14 protein-coding genes and 1 tRNA gene are annotated in these 14,798 nt (G+C 63.4%); 6 read left to right on the top strand and 9 right to left on the bottom strand.

Going from position 1 to position 14,798, the window contains the following annotated elements; translation table 11 throughout:
• Nucleotides 1-207 precede the first annotated feature (207 nt).
• The 6 genes from DBO85_RS05550 to DBO85_RS05525 form a co-directional block, all read right to left on the bottom strand.
• Entirely contained in the window at nt 208-3,042 is a 2,835-nt protein-coding gene (locus DBO85_RS05550) for a valine--tRNA ligase (protein ID WP_108106080.1), read from the bottom strand.
• A 303-nt stretch (nt 3,043-3,345) separates the two neighbouring features.
• The gene (locus DBO85_RS05545; RefSeq protein WP_108106078.1) at nt 3,346-3,900 is read right to left on the bottom strand and encodes a YcxB family protein; all 555 of its coding nucleotides are present in this window, start codon (nt 3,898-3,900) and stop codon (nt 3,346-3,348) included.
• Entirely contained in the window at nt 3,897-4,340 is a 444-nt protein-coding gene (locus DBO85_RS05540) for a GFA family protein (RefSeq protein WP_108106076.1), read from the bottom strand. Before DBO85_RS05540 ends, DBO85_RS05545 begins: the two co-directional genes overlap by 4 nt.
• 24 nt (nt 4,341-4,364) lie before the next feature.
• The gene (locus DBO85_RS05535; RefSeq protein WP_108106074.1) at nt 4,365-4,772 is read right to left on the bottom strand and encodes a DNA polymerase III subunit chi; all 408 of its coding nucleotides are present in this window, start codon (nt 4,770-4,772) and stop codon (nt 4,365-4,367) included.
• A gap of 8 nt (nt 4,773-4,780) precedes the next feature.
• Nucleotides 4,781-5,209, bottom strand: a complete 429-nt coding sequence (locus DBO85_RS05530) for a DNA polymerase III subunit chi (RefSeq protein ID WP_108106072.1) — start codon at nt 5,207-5,209, stop codon at nt 4,781-4,783.
• A 50-nt stretch (nt 5,210-5,259) separates the two neighbouring features.
• Nucleotides 5,260-6,747 (bottom strand): leucyl aminopeptidase, encoded by a 1,488-nt coding sequence (locus DBO85_RS05525; protein WP_108106070.1) that lies wholly within the window; start codon nt 6,745-6,747, stop codon nt 5,260-5,262.
• A 141-nt stretch (nt 6,748-6,888) separates the two neighbouring features.
• Here DBO85_RS05525 and lptF point away from each other — a divergent pair, with 141 nt between their 5' ends.
• On the top strand, nt 6,889-8,013 hold the full coding sequence (gene lptF, locus DBO85_RS05520) for an LPS export ABC transporter permease LptF (protein WP_108106068.1): 1,125 nt from the start codon (nt 6,889-6,891) through the stop codon (nt 8,011-8,013).
• Entirely contained in the window at nt 8,000-9,061 is a 1,062-nt protein-coding gene (gene lptG, locus DBO85_RS05515; RefSeq protein ID WP_108106066.1) for an LPS export ABC transporter permease LptG, read from the top strand. Before lptF ends, lptG begins: the two co-directional genes overlap by 14 nt.
• Before the next feature lie 34 nt (nt 9,062-9,095).
• Here lptG and DBO85_RS05510 read toward each other — a convergent pair whose 3' ends face one another.
• Complete coding sequence (locus tag DBO85_RS05510; protein ID WP_108106064.1) at nt 9,096-9,587, bottom strand: RDD family protein; 492 nt, start codon at nt 9,585-9,587, stop codon at nt 9,096-9,098.
• Nucleotides 9,588-9,671: 84 nt separating this feature from the next.
• Nucleotides 9,672-9,884 (bottom strand): cold-shock protein, encoded by a 213-nt coding sequence (locus tag DBO85_RS05505; RefSeq protein ID WP_108106062.1) that lies wholly within the window; start codon nt 9,882-9,884, stop codon nt 9,672-9,674.
• Nucleotides 9,885-10,571: 687 nt separating this feature from the next.
• Here DBO85_RS05505 and DBO85_RS05500 point away from each other — a divergent pair.
• From DBO85_RS05500 to DBO85_RS19190, 4 genes are all read left to right on the top strand, one after another.
• On the top strand, nt 10,572-12,725 hold the full coding sequence (locus tag DBO85_RS05500) for an adenosylcobalamin-dependent ribonucleoside-diphosphate reductase (protein WP_108106060.1): 2,154 nt from the start codon (nt 10,572-10,574) through the stop codon (nt 12,723-12,725).
• Nucleotides 12,726-12,781: 56 nt separating this feature from the next.
• On the top strand, nt 12,782-13,486 hold the full coding sequence (locus DBO85_RS05495) for a TSCPD domain-containing protein (protein ID WP_108106058.1): 705 nt from the start codon (nt 12,782-12,784) through the stop codon (nt 13,484-13,486).
• Nucleotides 13,487-13,922: 436 nt separating this feature from the next.
• On the top strand, nt 13,923-14,348 hold the full coding sequence (locus tag DBO85_RS05490) for an organic hydroperoxide resistance protein (protein ID WP_108106056.1): 426 nt from the start codon (nt 13,923-13,925) through the stop codon (nt 14,346-14,348).
• 93 nt (nt 14,349-14,441) lie between these two features.
• Nucleotides 14,442-14,579 carry a hypothetical protein gene (locus tag DBO85_RS19190; RefSeq protein ID WP_158268875.1) on the top strand — a complete coding sequence of 46 codons (138 nt, stop codon included), beginning with the start codon at nt 14,442-14,444 and terminating at the stop codon, nt 14,577-14,579.
• An 85-nt stretch (nt 14,580-14,664) separates the two neighbouring features.
• On the opposite strand, the gene DBO85_RS05485 is transcribed toward DBO85_RS19190, so the two are convergent.
• Nucleotides 14,665-14,750, bottom strand: a tRNA-Leu gene (locus DBO85_RS05485).
• Nucleotides 14,751-14,798: the final 48 nt, after the last annotated feature.

The following is a 14,798-nucleotide window of genomic DNA, read 5'->3' as shown; positions in this document are numbered from 1 at the left end:
GGAATCTGTCGTCTCAGGCAAACATGGTGGGTGGTGGCGCGGGGACACTGCGCAAGTCCTTTTGCAGAAGGTAGCCGAGCCTAACGATGAATGATGGCTTTTGGCAATCACCCGATCAGGCGGGCGGCGTCCAAGCGGTCATCACCCTGGCTAGGCCCCCTGTCAGGGTCGCTGGGAAAACCCTGACAGGGGCCGGCTGCTACGACATTACAGCGCGGCGATCCGCGCGCGCTGCTCCGCCAGCTGGCTGACTGCCTGCTCGGCTTCGGCGAGTTTGGCGCGTTCCTTGTCCAGCACTTCGGCCGGGGCCTTGGCGACGAAGCCTTCGTTGGCCAGCTTGCCGCCGACCCGCGCCACTTCGCCTTGCAGGCGCTGGATTTCCTTGTCCAGGCGGGCGAGTTCGGCGTCCTTGTCGATCAGCCCGGCCATCGGCACCAGGACCTGCATGTCGCCGACCAGGGCGGTGGCGGCCAGTGGGGCTTCTTCGCCTGCGGCGAGCACGCGCACCGATTCGAGCTTGGCCAGCTTGGCCAGCAGCGGCTCGAAGTCGGCCAGACGGCGCTGGTCGGAGCTCGATGCGTTGGCCAGGACCACGTCGATGCGCTTGGCCATCGACAGTTTCATCTCGCCACGGATCTGGCGGACGCCGAGCATGACTTCCTTGACCCAGGCGATGTCGTCTTCGGCTTCGCCGTCGATGCGTTCCAGGTCCGCCTGCGGCCAGGGCTGCAGCATGATGGTGGCGCCTTCCTTGCCGGCCAGACCTTTGATGCGCTGCCAGATCTCTTCGGTGATGAAGGGCATGAACGGGTGCGCCAGGCGCAGGATGGCCTCCAGCACGCGCACCAGGGTACGGCGGGTGCCACGCTGGCGTTCGGCACTGGCGGTTTCATCCCAGAGCAGCGGTTTGACCAGCTCCAGGTACCAGGCGCAGTACTCGTCCCAGACGAACTCATAGAGTGCCTGGGCGGCCAGGTCGAAGCGGAAGGCGTCGAGCTGGCGGGTGACTTCCTGCTCGGCGCGCTGCAGCGCGGAGATGATCCAGCGGTCGACCGGCGACAGCTCGCTATCGCCGCCATGCTGCCCGCAGTCCTTGCCGTCGGTGTTTTCCAGTACGAAGTTGGTGGCGTTCCACAGCTTGTTGCAGAAGTTGCGGTAGCCCTCGACGCGGCCCATGTCGAACTTGATGTCGCGGCCGGTGGAGGCCAGCGAGCAGAAGGTGAAGCGCAGGGCGTCGGTCCCGTAGCTGGCGATGCCGTCGGCGAACTCGGCGCGGGTCTGCTTGGCGATCTTCTCGGCGAGCTTGGGCTGCATCATGCCGCTGGTGCGTTTTTCCAGCAGTTCGTCGAGGGTGATGCCGTCGACGATGTCCAGTGGGTCGAGCACGTTGCCCTTGGACTTGGACATCTTCTGGCCCTGGCCGTCGCGCACCAGACCGTGGACGTAGACGGTCTTGAACGGGATCTGCCCGGTCAGGTGGGTGCTCATCATGATCATCCGGGCGACCCAGAAGAAGATGATGTCGAAACCAGTGACCAGCACGTCGGTGGGATGGAAGGTCTTGAGGAAGTCGGTCTGCTCGGGCCAGCCGAGGGTGGAGAAGGTCCACAGCCCGGAGCTGAACCAGGTGTCGAGCACGTCTTCGTCCTGGCGCAGCGGCTCGTCGTTGCGGATGTTGTACTTGCCGCGCACCTCGGCCTCGTCACGGCCGACGTAGACGTTGCCGGCTTCGTCGTACCAGGCGGGAATACGGTGGCCCCACCAGAGCTGGCGGCTGATGCACCAGTCCTGGATGTCGCGCATCCAGCTGAAGTACATGTTCTCGTACTGCTTGGGCACGAACTGGATCTCGCCGCTCTCAACCACGGCAATGGCTTTTTCAGCCAGCGGTTTGGTCGAGACGTACCACTGATCGGTCAGCCAGGGCTCGATGACGGTGCCGGAGCGATCGCCCTTGGGCACCTTGAGCGCGTGGTCATCGATGCTTTCGAGCAGGCCCATGCCGTCGAAGTCGGCGACGATGGCCTTGCGCGCGGCGAAGCGATCCATGTGCGCGTAGGCGCTCGGCAGGTTGGCGTCGACGCGGTCGTTGAGGCTGCCGTCGAGGTTGAAGACCTGGGCCTTCTCCAGAACAGCAGCGTTCTTGTCGAAAATGTTGATCAGCGGCAGGTGGTGGCGCTTGCCGACCTCATAGTCGTTGAAGTCGTGGGCCGGGGTGATCTTCACGCAGCCGGTGCCGAACTCGCGGTCGACGTAGTCGTCGGCGACGATCGGGATCAGGCGGCCCACCAGCGGCAGCAGCACATGGCGGCCGATGAGCGCCTGGTAGCGTTCGTCCTCGGGGTGCACCGCCACGGCGGCGTCGCCGAGCATGGTTTCCGGGCGGGTGGTGGCGACCACCAGGTAGTCCAGGCCTTCGGCGGTCTTCGCGCCGTCCGCCAGCGGATAGCGCAGGTTCCAGAGGTGGCCTTTCTCGTCGTGGTTTTCCACCTCCAGGTCGGAGATGGCGGTGTGCAGCTTGGTGTCCCAGTTGACCAGGCGCTTGCCGCGGTAGATCAGGCCGTCTTCATGCAGACGGACGAAAGCTTCCTTGACCGCTTCGGAGAGGCCGTCGTCCATGGTGAAGCGCTCGCGCGACCAGTCCACCGAGCTGCCCAGGCGACGGATTTGCCGGGTGATGGTGCCGCCGGACTGCTCCTTCCACTCCCAGACCTTTTCCAGGAACTTGTCGCGACCCAGGTCATGCCGGGAGACGCCCTGGGCGCCGAGTTGACGTTCCACCACCATCTGGGTGGCGATGCCGGCGTGGTCAGTGCCCGGTTGCCACAGGGTGTTGCGGCCCTGCATACGACGGAAGCGGATCAGTGCATCCATGATCGCGTTGTTGAAGCCATGACCCATGTGCAGGCTGCCGGTGACGTTCGGCGGCGGGATCATGATGGTGTAGGGCTCACCGCTACCCTGGGGCGCGAAGTAGTTCTTCGACTCCCATTCGGCGTACCAACGGGATTCGATGTCGTGGGGTTGGTAGGTCTTGTCCATGTGCGGCGGACCCTTATCGGCAGTCAACGGAAAAGCCGGGGAGTATACAGCCCACGCCAGGCCCTAGCGAGGGCGCGGGGTGGTCGGGAAAGTGGCCATCTGGACGTCCGTGGCTTCCCTTCTGGCTCGAGGTTCGTCCGCCAACGCGGGTGGTTCGTAGGGTGGATGACGCTTTCTTCATCCACCGCGGGCAGGTAATGGTGGATGGCTTCGGCATCCACCCTGGGTTTGCAGCCGGGGGATATTCGGTGCCTTTTGGTGTAAGTGGGTCGGTTCGTGGGGTGGATGGTGCCGTTGCTCAGGTCAGCGTTTCCCGCGTGGCGCCGGCAGTTGCGCGAGGATGAAGGCCTCGCAGGCGTCATTGAGCTGATCGCGCGGCAGGATCAGGGCCTTGAGGCTGTCCAGGTAGAGATAGACGTTCAGCTGGTCGCGTTCGACGGTTTCGATGCAGCACCAGTCGAAGCGTGCCTGGCTGTGATCGCCGGTCGCTGTCACGCCTGTCGCATCGAAACGCAGCAGGCCGCTGCCGAGCGTTGCCGTCGCGTGATCCAGATGCTCGCGCAGGTAGAGGTTCACGTAGATACGCGGCCACACCAGGCCCAGTACCAGCCAGACGGCCAGGGCAAGCACGGCATGACGCAGCGAAGGAAAGATCAGCTCGGCACCCTGTCGCCAGGCGTCCCAGCCATACAGGATCGCCACTGCCAGCAGCAGCCAGTAGCAGAAACTGAATACCTGTATGGCTCGCCGCAGCCTGGGCCTGCGCATGACGCGCTGGCTGTTGTGGCGCAGAAAGGCATCCAGGTGTTCGCGGCGCAGCTCGATGGCCAGCTCGTGGGCCGTGGAGGCGTTGCTCATGGGTTGTCATCCTGCCGGGTGGCGCGAACCTGCGCTTCGCCGCCTGGCCATTCGGCGAACTGCGGCAGGTCATCGCTGATCTCGTGCCAGGGCGCCTTGCTGGCGGCGAAGATGTGCGCCAGCGGACGCTGGCCGGGGTCCTGTTCGAGGCCGCCGAGGGCGATGCCGACCAGGTCAGGGTCGTTTTCGTAGAAGCTTGCCAGGTTCGAGCCGCAGACCGAGCAGAAGGTCTTGGTCACGTTGTCCGAGGATTTGAATCGCGACAGCAGATGCTCGCCGCTCAGCCAGCGGAACTGCGAGCTTCTGATCGAGGCGCGGGTGCGAAAGGCACTGCCGTGCCAGCGCCGGCACTTGGAGCAGTGGCAATTGAAGATTGGCCCGAGCGGGCCTTCGATCTGGTAGCTGATCGCTTCACAGAGGCAGCGGCCGGTCAGTTGCATCTGGCGTCCTTTCCCGATGGTAGTTCAGGGTTTGCGTTTGGGTTGCAGCAAGCGTTGCAGGCGCGCTTCCAGGCGCTTCTGCAGTTCGGCTTCGATCTGTGGAACGAAGTCGTCGATGACCTCCTGGAGGATCAATTGCGCCGCGGCCCGTAGTTCGCGGCTGATTCTGGCGGGGTCGGGCGTGCTGGCCGGCGCAGTTGCCGGGGGCATTGCGCTGGCAGGCAGCGGCGCTCGAAGGGGCTGCTGCGGCGGAACCTGCGGGCGTTGCGCCAGACGGTGCTCGACGACTTCGGAGAGCAGCGGAATGCTGTTCGGATCGAGCGATTCGGTCAGCAGCGGCGGCTCGTCGGCGTTGCCGTCGAGCAGGGCGCGGATCGATTCCAGATCGTTGAGCAGGTTGGCGGCTTTGTTCGGTGGTTTGGGACTGTCCATCGGGCACTTCAGCAGCGAGTCAGGCGGTGGTCGCGCAAAGAATAGCCGCGCTCGCGATAGAAACGGAAATTGTCGCGTCCCGTCTGGCGGATGCTGGCTTGCTCTATCACCAGTTCGGCGACGCGGGCGAAACCCTCGACCCGCGCCGGTACACCGGCGGCGAGGTTGATCAGAAGACCCTCGCGGTTCTGCGGTGGTTCACCAATGCCCAGCACGACCGGGCTGTCGGGCGCCTCCTCGACGAGATCGTGGGGAACGAAGCTCTCGCCGCGAAAGCGCCACAGCCGTTGGTCCAGTTCGGTGCATTGTGCCGCGTCGATGCAGCGCAGATAGACCTGCATGCCTTCACGCCAGGCCTTGGCGGTCAGCTTGCAGGCGTACTCCAGGCGGTCGCGCGGCTCGCTGCTGGGCAGGATGTAGAAGTCGACCTGGGGCATGCGGGTGTCTCGCCGGGTGGGGGAGGGCCGCCGGGTGGCGGCCGTTACGCTCAGGCCTTGCAGCGATCGAGCAGGTATTGCGTCAGCATCGGCACCGGCCGGCCGGTGCCGCCCTTGTCCTTGCCGCCGCTGATCCAGGCGGTGCCGGCAATGTCCAGGTGCGCCCAGTGGTACTGCTTGGCGAAGCGCGAGAGGAAGCAGCCGGCGGTGATGGTGCCGGCCTTGGGTCCGCCGATGTTGGCGATGTCGGCGAAGGGGCTGTCGAGCTGCTCCTGGTATTCATCGAACAGCGGCAGCTGCCAGGCGCGGTCATCGGCCGTTTCGCCGGCCTTGAGCAACTGCTTTATCAGCGTCTCGTTGTTGCCCATCAGGCCGGAGACGTTGCTGCCCAGGGCGACGATGCAGGCGCCGGTGAGGGTGGCGATGTCGATCACGCTCTGGGGCTTGAAGCGCTCGGCGTAGGTCAGGGTGTCGCAGAGCACCAGACGGCCTTCGGCGTCGGTGTTGAGGATCTCGATGGTCTGCCCGCTCATGCTGGTGACGATGTCGCCGGGGCGGGTGGCGCGGCCGCTGGGCATGTTCTCGGCACAGGCCAGCAGGCCGACCAGATTGATCGGCAGCTGCAGCTGCAGCACTGCCTGGAATACGCCGAACACGCTGGCGGCGCCGCACATGTCGTATTTCATCTCGTCCATGTTCAGCCCCGGCTTGAGGCTGATGCCGCCGGTGTCGAAGGTGATGCCCTTGCCGACCAGTACATGCGGTTTCTGCGTCTTCTCCGCGCCCTGGTAGTTGAGCACGATCAGTCGTGGCGGCTGCTCGCTGCCCTGGGCGACGGCGAGGAAGGAACCCATGCCCAGCTCGCGCAGCTTCTTCTCGTCGAGCACGTCGACCTTGAGGTTCTTGTGTGCCTTGGCCAGCGCGCGCGCTTCGTCGGCCAGGTAGCTGGGGTGGCAGAGGTTCGGCGGCAGGTTGCCCAGGTCACGGGTAAGCGCCATGCCCGCGGCGATGGCCACGGCCTCGTGGCAGGCGCGCTCGCTGGCCGGCAGGTCGGCCTTGCTGGTGAGCAGGGTGATTTTCTTCAGCGCGCGGCTCTCGCTTTTCTCGCTCTTGAAGCGGTCGAAGCGGTAGTCGCCGGCGGCCAGCGTCTCGACCAGCAGGCGAGTACGCCCATAGGCGGTACGGCCCTTGACCTTGAGATCGTCCATGGCGATCAGCGCATCGCTGCCGCCGAGGCCTTTCAGTGCGCCAAGCAGCGAAGTGGCCATCTTGCGCAACTGGCGGTCGGACAGTTCGCCCTTGCCGCTGCCCAGCAGCAGTACGCGCTCGGCCTTGAGGTTCGCCAGGTTGTGCAGTAGCAGCGTCTGTCCCGGCTTGCCGGTGATGTCGCCGCGCTTGAGGATCTGGCTCAGGGCACCGCCGCAGGATTCGTCGATGGCCTTGGCGTTGTTGCCCAGCTTGCGCCCTTCGCCGACCGTCAGGACCAGGGTCGCGGTTTTCAGGCTTTGCGGATTTGCACTTTTGACCAGGAATTCCATCACGAGCTGTCCCCAAGACAAAGAGCCGGTATTGCAGGATAATGCCGGCTATTTTTTCGCTGGCCCATCCATGCCGATGGGCCTCAAGAGCAGCTAGTGTGAGCGCAGCTGCTTGAGCCTGACAACCCTGGAGCGTCCGGTTTGATCGTCTTCCGTTACCTGTCCCGCGAGCTGCTGGTGACCCTGAGTGCGGTGAGCGCCGTGCTGTTGGTGATCATCATGAGCGGTCGTTTCATCAAGTACCTGGCCCAGGCCGCGCAGGGGCTGCTCGACCCCGGTGTGCTGTTCCTGATCATGGGCTACCGGATGCCCGGCTTCCTGCAGCTGATCCTGCCGCTGGGACTGTTTCTCGGCATCCTGCTGGCCTATGGCCGGCTCTATCTGGACAGCGAGATGACGGTGCTCTCGGCCACCGGCATGAGCCAGAAGCGCCTGACCCTCTACACGCTGTTCCCGGCCACGCTGGTGGCGCTGCTGGTGGCCTGGTTGAGTCTTGGCCTGGCGCCCAAGGGCGTTGCCGAGGTGGACCGCATCTTCAACGAGCAGGATGCCTTGACCGAGTTCGATACCCTGATGCCGGGGCGTTTCCAGACCATGAAGAACGGTACCCGGGTGACCTATACCCAGGGCCTGTCGGCTGATCGTGGCGAGCTGTCGAACATCTTCATTTCCGAAAAGCGCTTGTCCACGGCAGGCGAGGAGCGCGGCATCACCGTGCTGGTGGCGGAGAGCGGTCGGCAGGAAATCCAGCCCGATGGCAGTCGTTACCTGATCCTGCAGAACGGCTATCGCTACGACGGCACGCCGGGTGATGCCGACTACCGCGCCATCCGCTATGACACCTACGGCGTGCTGCTGCCGCGCCCGGAGATCAGTTCCGAACTCAGCGAGCGCGAGGCGATTCCGACCCGTGAGCTGTTCGGCAGTGACGACCCGCGTTTGCAGACCGAGTTGCAGTGGCGGCTGTCGATTCCGCTGCTGGTCTTCGTCGTGACGCTGCTGGCGGTGCCCTTGTCGCGGGTCAATCCGCGTCAGGGACGATTCCTCAAGCTGTTGCCGGCGATTCTTCTCTACATGGCCTACCTGGGTGTGTTGATTGCTGCGCGCGGTGCTCTCGACAAGGGGCGGATTCCCCAGGCCGTGGGGCTCTGGTGGGTGCACGGGATATTCCTGCTGATCGGGGTCGGCATGCTCTATTGGGAGTCGGTGACGCTTGCGTTTGATCGTCGTCGCGCGATGCGGGAGGTGCGTCATGCGCAGGCTTGATCGCTACATCGCCAGCAGTGTGGTGCTGGCCATTCTGGCCGTACTTGGCATCGTCGTCGGCCTGGCGCTGCTGTTCGCCTTCATCGACGAGCTGGGTGATGTCGAAGGTGAATACAGCCTGGCCGAGGCTGTGGGCTACGTCCTGCTGACCACGCCGCGACGGATCTATGAAATGCTGCCGATGGCCGCGTTGATCGGCTGCCTGATCGGCCTGGGGAGCCTGGCCAGCAGCAGCGAGCTGACGGTGATGCGGGCTGCGGGTGTTTCGTTGCGGCGGATCGTCTGGGCGGTGATGAAGCCGATGCTGGCGCTGATGCTGGTCGGCCTGCTGATCGGCGAATACGTTGCGCCGTGGAGCGAGAGCCTGGCGCAGTCCAGTCGCTCGATGGCCCAGGGCGGCGGCGAGGCGCAGAGCTCCAAGCGTGGTCTCTGGCATCGTCAGGGCAATGAGTTCGTGCATATCAACAGTGTGCAGCCGGGTGGTGTGCTGCTCGGCGTGACGCGCTACGTCTTCGACGAGGAGCGTCATCTGCTGGCGGCCAGCTTCGCCCGTCGCGGGCTGTACGAGGATCACCAGTGGCAGCTGGAAGACGTGTCCACCACGCATTTTCGTGAGCGTTCCACCGAGGTCGAGCAACTCGAGCGGATGCCCTGGCTGGTCGAGCTGACTCCCGAGCTGCTCGGCACCGTGGTGCTCGAGCCTGAAGCGCTGTCGATCACCGGGTTGTGGCGCTACATCGGTTATCTGGCGGAGCAGGGCCTGGACAATGGCCGTTTCTGGCTGGCGTTCTGGAGCAAGCTGATGCAGCCGCTGGTGACCGCGGCGCTGGTGCTGCTGGCGATCTCCTTCATCTTCGGGCCGCTGCGTTCGGTGACTCTGGGGCAGCGGATCTTCACCGGCGTGCTGGTCGGCTTCGTCTTCCGCATCGGTCAGGATCTGCTCGGGCCTTCCAGCCTGGTGTACGGCTTCTCGCCGCTGCTGGCGGTGGCGGTGCCGGGGCTTCTGTGTCTGGTGATCGGGCTGGTTCTGCTGCGCCGCGCCGGCTGATCCCGATCCGGGGGAGTGCGCTCCCCCGTTCTGCTCATTTCTTGTGGATGTTCTTCGGTAGCTGGACGATCTGGCTCTCCGAATAGAGATCGTGCCAACTGCTGCGTCCCTTCCTCAGAACCCAGAAATAGCCCAGGCCCAGGCACAACCAGGACGCGATGGCGACCATGAAGCGCAGCAATGCCTGCCACAGGCTGATCGCACTGCCGTCGGCGTTCTGTACGCGCAGCCCCCACACCTGCATGCCCAGGGTCTGGCCGTTGCGCGTCCAGAAATAGGCGAAGAAGCCGAACAGGCTCAGCAGCAGGACCGAAGACAATAGCGGGTCGCCGTCCAGTGCGCCGCTGTCGGAGAGTTGACGCAGGCGCTCTTCGCCGAATATGGCCATCTGCACCATCTTGTAGATCAGCGTGACCACCATCAGCAGGGCGGTGCAGAGCAGGAAGTCGTAGAACATGGCGGCGAATCGCCGTATCAGTCCGGCGCGGGGGAAATCGCCCTGGGGGCGCAGAAGGGGCTTGGGCATCTTGCGGCTCGTTTTAGACAAAAAGGTGCGGGCAATAAAAAAGCCCCTGATGTCGCCATCAGGGGCTTCTTGTCTAGCAGACGATCAGCCCAGGATCTGGACCTTGTCAGCCTGCATGCCTTTCTGGCCTTGCACGGCTTCGAAGGTGACCTTCTGGCCTTCTTTCAGGCTCTTGAAGCCGCTGCCTTCGATAGCGCGGAAGTGCACGAACAGATCCGGACCGCTTTCGGGGGTGATGAAACCAAAGCCCTTCTCGTCGTTGAACCACTTGACGGTACCGGTTTGACGATTCGACATGTCTTATTTCCTTGAAACTTGAGTGGATGACAGCCTCTATTGACGGATAGAGGGCTGGACTGTTGCAGAGAGTAAGAGAAGTCGAGCGGGATGTAGCAAATCGTGCGATCTACCGCATCAGGTCACGATTCAAAGCGACCCATGCAAACAGTTGGGAAACTCTACGCCAGGTCCAAAAGAAAAAACAACCCCTTCGGGCACAACAAATCGCGCCTCGTTCGCATGCCGGAAAAGCGCGCACTGCGGCGCCTGGGAGCATGTTCCTGAAACGTTGTGCCTGATGACTTTTCGCCGCAGCCGACCATCCCTAGATGGTCTTGGGAAGCGAGGTTGCCGATGCGCGCGCTGGCGTTCGGCAACCCCTCCTGGGTAGGGGATTTCGAGATCGGCCTTTTCCGCTGTCTCGAGCGCCTACCTGAAAACGGGGGCCGATGCTACAGAGCGCGGCGAAGGAATGCCAGCCGAATCTTTTTCGCTGATGGGTTTTCCGGCTGCTGGCGGATTGCTTCTGTTCTGTGTTGCATGCAGCAAATTGCCTCACTGTAAAGGCTTGAATCTCACCATATGCAGGCATAGCATGCGTCGATTCGCACTATATCTAGTGTTTCGTTGGGTCAGGTGGTGCGGCGCCAAACTGGCCCGGAAATCCCCGGATCCCGCGACTTTTCACGCCTTCAGGAGGATCAGATGAGTCAGACAGCCAAGGTGCAGCGCCTGCGAGAGGGTGTTTTCGAGATTCCAATGCAGTCTGCGTCCGAGGACATCTGGGACAAGAAGTACCGCCTGAAGACCAAGGATGGCGAAGCCATCGACAAGACCGTCGACGCCACCTACCAGCGCGTTGCCCGCGCCCTGGCCGAGGTCGAAGAGAAGAAGGTTCGCGAGCACTGGTACGAGAAATTCCTCTGGGCCCTGCGCCACGGCGCCATCCCGGCCGGTCGCATCACCTCCAATGCCGGTGCCCTGGAGCACAAGCCGGCAACCTCGACCATCAATTGCACCGTGTCGGCGACCATCGGCGATTCGATGGACGATATCCTCGCCAAGCTGCACGAGGCAGGTCTGACGCTAAAGGCCGGTTGCGGTATCGGCTACGAGTTCTCCACCCTGCGACCCAAGGGTGCCTATGTTTCCGGCGCCGGAGCCTACACCTCCGGCCCGCTGTCGTTCATGGATATCTACGACAAGATGTGCTTCACCGTGTCCTCGGCCGGTGGCCGTCGTGGCGCGCAGATGGCGACCTTCGATGTCGGCCATCCGGATGTGATGGACTTCATTCGCGCCAAGCGCGAGGGCGGGCGTCTGCGTCAGTTCAACCTGTCGCTGCTGATTACCGAAGGTTTCATGGAGGCGGTCGAAGCCGACGGCGACTGGCCGCTGGTATTCCCCCTGACCCCCGCTGAAGCCGAAGCCGACAAGGTCGACGTCAACGACCCGGCCCAGGTGATCTGGCGCGAGTGGTCGAGCCGCGCCAAGTACATCAGTCGCGAAGACGGCATGGTCGCCTGTCGAATCTTCCGCACGGTCAAGGCGCGGCGGATCTGGGACATGATCATGACCAGCACCTACGACTTCGCCGAGCCGGGCTTCATCCTCATCGACCGTGTCAACGAGATGAACAACAACTGGTTCTGCGAGGAGATCCGCGCGACCAACCCCTGTGGCGAGCAACCGCTGCCGCCACACGGCGCCTGCCTGCTCGGCTCGATCAACCTGACCCTGTTCGTGCGCGATCCCTTTACCGAGAACGCGCGCTTCGACTGGGACGAGTACCGCAAGGTGGTCGACATCTTCACCCGCATGCTGGACAACGTGGTCGAGATCAACGGCCTGCCGCTGGAAGAGCAGCGCGGCGAGATCTTCCGCAAGCGTCGCCACGGCATGGGCTACCTGGGCCTGGGTTCGGCCATGACCATGCTGCGCATGCGCTACGGCGATGCCGCCTCGCTCGAGTTCACCGAGCAGGTGTCCAAGGAGATGGCTCTGCAGGGCTGGCGCAGTGCGCTGCAGCTGGCCGAGGAGAAGGGCGTCGCACCGATCATGGAGGAGGACTTCACCGTCACCGAAGCCATGCTCGCCAAGCGCCCGGAAATGAAAGGCGATGGCTACAAGGTCGGCGACAGCATCAAGGGCAAGGTGCTCTGGGCGCGTTACAGTCGCTACATGCAGCAGGTCGCCGGCGAAGATCAGGCGCTGATCGATGCGCTGGCCGAGAAGGGTGGTCGCTTCACCCACCACAGCTCGATCGCGCCGACCGGCACCATCTCGCTGTCGCTGGCCAACAACGCCTCCAACGGCATCGAGCCGAGCTTCGCCCATCACTACTTCCGCAACGTGATCCGCGAGGGCAAGAAGTCCAAGGAAAAGGTCGACGTGTTCAGCTTCGAGCTGCTCGCCTATCGCCACTTCGTCAATGCCGACGCGTTGCCGAGCATGGAGGCGCATGACCGCAACCTGCCGGACTATTTCATCGCCGCCGACGACGTGAAGCCGACCGAGCACGTGGATGTCCAGGCCGCCGCGCAGAAGTGGATCGACTCCTCGATCTCCAAGACTGCCAACGTGCCGACCGACTATCCCTACGAGGATTTCAAGGACATCTACCGCTACGCCTGGCGCAAGGGCCTCAAGGGCTGCACGACCTTCCGCTTCAATCCGGAGGCCTTCCAGGGCGTGCTGGTGAAGGAGCAGGACCTGGCCAACACCACCTATCGCTTCAAGCTAGACGACGGCTCCGTGGTCGAGGCCAAGGGTGGCGACGAGATCGAGTACGACGGCGAGATCCACACCGCCGCCAACCTGTACGACGCCCTCAAGGAAGGCTACTACGGCAAGTTCTGACGCCATGGCGGCCAGCAGTCGGCCGCCTGCATCAACCGATATCAGGAAATACCAGCATGGCCATCAAGATCATCAGCAAGATCGTCGACTACGAGGTCGCCAAGCCCGACGCCCAGCCGCAGCCGCCCAAGGAGCTGCAGAGCGCCGCACAGCTTGAGGAGATGCACGAGAAGCTCAAGCGTCCCGAGCATCTGGAAGGCTCGACCTACAAGATCAAGACGCCGCATTCGGAGCACGCGCTCTACGTCACCATCAATGACGTGGTGCTCAATCATGGCAGTGACCATGAGACGCGCCGGCCCTTCGAGATCTTCATCAACTCGAAGAACATGGAGCATTACCAGTGGATCTCGGCGCTTACGCTGATCATCTCGGCGGTGTTCCGCAAGGGTGGTGACTGCACCTTCCTGGTCGAGGAGCTGCGCAGCGTGTTCGATCCCAAGGGCGGCTACATGAAGCGCGGTGGCCGCTGGATGCCCTCGCTGGTAGCCGAGATCGGTGATGTGCTCGACCTGCACATGAAGAAGATCGGCCTGATCAAGGATGAGGTCGATGAGCACCAGCAGGCCTACCTTGAACAGAAGCGCGCCGAGTTCGTGCAGGCCACCCAGCCGCAGAAGGCGGTCGAGCCGGACTGCGACGACAGTGCCAGCAGCTATCCCGAAGGCGCCCAGCTGTGCGGCAAGTGCCACACCAAGGCGATGATCCAGATGGACGGCTGCCTGACCTGCCTCTCGTGCGGCGAGAGCAAGTGCGGCTGATCGGTTGACTGTTCGCGCGACCTGCAACGGGTCGCGCGGCAACGGCAGGCCGGGTGCGGTGGGTCCGGTCTGCAGCGCACGTCGCTTCTCGCGTTTGCGTCTCTTCCTGCTGCCGCGTGCCTGATGCGCCTCGGACGCGTGCTTGTGCGGGCTGTCGGCGTGATTGCCGCGGCGCTTACTCTGTCCCTCGCCACTCGCTGAACTCGGCTGGTTCATTGTGTGGCGCAGCTCTTTTCGGCGGGTTTTCCAGTGGATGTGAAGCGCCCGGTCGCTTGTCTTCGGGGGTGAGACGGCTTTCGGCCGGCCTCACGCTGGTAGTGGCGACCTGAACGAATAAATAAATTGCATGCAATTTAATTGATCGTTATTCTTTGCCTGCAGTCAGGTGCGGGGCGTTGTGCCTCGCCCGTCATGATCCCGTTGAAGGAGATCCAGGATGTCCGTTCAGAATGTGCTCTACCGCGCGCAGGCGCGCGCTACAGGTGGCCGCGATGGGCGTGCCAGTTCGGTCGATGGCGCGCTGGATCTGGCGCTAGCAACACCCAAGGCTCTCGGCGGAGCAGGCGGTGAGGGAACCAATCCCGAGCAGCTGTTTGCCGCCGGCTACTCGGCCTGCTTTATCGGTGCGATGAAGGTGGTGGCCGCCCGCGACAAACGTGCGCTGCCGGCCGATACCAGCATCGAGGGAATTGTTGGCATCGGCCCGGTGGCCAATGGTTTCGGCATCGAGGTGGAACTGCGTATCAGTTTGCCGGGTATGGAAGCCGAAGTGGCTCGTGAGCTGGTCGAGCGCGCACACCAGGTCTGCCCCTACTCCAATGCCACCCGCGGCAATATCGACGTCACCCTGACGCTGGTGTAGCGCGGCGGCGCTGATCCAGTTCAGTGCTGGCTGAACGGATGGCAGTAGCGGTTATCCAACAGGCTTACCGTTGCGCAAATTCTGGAGGCGAGCATGTGCGAAAAGCCCGAGCCTGAAGTCGAGGAGCCCTATCTGATCGACCCCGGCAGCGAAGATCCCGGCTCGAGCATCGAGCAGATCGCGCCGCCTCCGGAGCCGCTGCCGGATAAGCGCAAGGAGCCGTCGCGGTAAGGTGTTTGCGGCGCTCGCCAGGCAAAAGGTATCGCCATTGCAGAAACGAAAAAGGCCTTCTTGAAGAAGGCCTTTTTCATGTTTCTGGTGCCCCGGGAGAGACTCGAACTCTCACGTTGTTACCAACGGCGGATTTTGAATCCGCTGCGTCTACCATTCCGCCACCGAGGCACGTGGCGGCGCAGTATAGGGAGGCGGCCAGGCAGGGTCAATCGGGCT

It is taken from the genome of Pseudomonas mangrovi (assembly GCF_003052585.1).
Lineage (GTDB): Bacteria > Pseudomonadota > Gammaproteobacteria > Pseudomonadales > Pseudomonadaceae > Aquipseudomonas > Aquipseudomonas mangrovi.
The sequence above is the reverse complement of the archived record's forward strand: the minus strand, read 5'-3'. Positions and strand labels throughout refer to the sequence as shown.

Bases quoted from the DNA above. Each gene is read 5' to 3' on its own strand.
- DBO85_RS05550 (WP_108106080.1), bottom strand. From the start codon at position 3,042: ATGGACAAGACCTACCAACCCCACGACATCGAATCCCGTTGGTACGCC.
- DBO85_RS05545 (WP_108106078.1), bottom strand. From the start codon at position 3,900: ATGAGCAACGCCTCCACGGCCCACGAGCTGGCCATCGAGCTGCGCCGC.
- DBO85_RS05540 (WP_108106076.1), bottom strand. From the start codon at position 4,340: ATGCAACTGACCGGCCGCTGCCTCTGTGAAGCGATCAGCTACCAGATC.
- DBO85_RS05535 (WP_108106074.1), bottom strand. From the start codon at position 4,772: ATGGACAGTCCCAAACCACCGAACAAAGCCGCCAACCTGCTCAACGAT.
- DBO85_RS05530 (WP_108106072.1), bottom strand. From the start codon at position 5,209: ATGCCCCAGGTCGACTTCTACATCCTGCCCAGCAGCGAGCCGCGCGAC.
- DBO85_RS05525 (WP_108106070.1), bottom strand. From the start codon at position 6,747: ATGGAATTCCTGGTCAAAAGTGCAAATCCGCAAAGCCTGAAAACCGCG.
- lptG (WP_108106066.1), top strand. From the start codon at position 8,000: ATGCGCAGGCTTGATCGCTACATCGCCAGCAGTGTGGTGCTGGCCATT.
- DBO85_RS05510 (WP_108106064.1), bottom strand. From the start codon at position 9,587: ATGCCCAAGCCCCTTCTGCGCCCCCAGGGCGATTTCCCCCGCGCCGGA.
- DBO85_RS05505 (WP_108106062.1), bottom strand. From the start codon at position 9,884: ATGTCGAATCGTCAAACCGGTACCGTCAAGTGGTTCAACGACGAGAAG.
- DBO85_RS05500 (WP_108106060.1), top strand. From the start codon at position 10,572: ATGAGTCAGACAGCCAAGGTGCAGCGCCTGCGAGAGGGTGTTTTCGAG.
- DBO85_RS05495 (WP_108106058.1), top strand. From the start codon at position 12,782: ATGGCCATCAAGATCATCAGCAAGATCGTCGACTACGAGGTCGCCAAG.
- DBO85_RS05490 (WP_108106056.1), top strand. From the start codon at position 13,923: ATGTCCGTTCAGAATGTGCTCTACCGCGCGCAGGCGCGCGCTACAGGT.
- DBO85_RS19190 (WP_158268875.1), top strand. From the start codon at position 14,442: ATGTGCGAAAAGCCCGAGCCTGAAGTCGAGGAGCCCTATCTGATCGAC.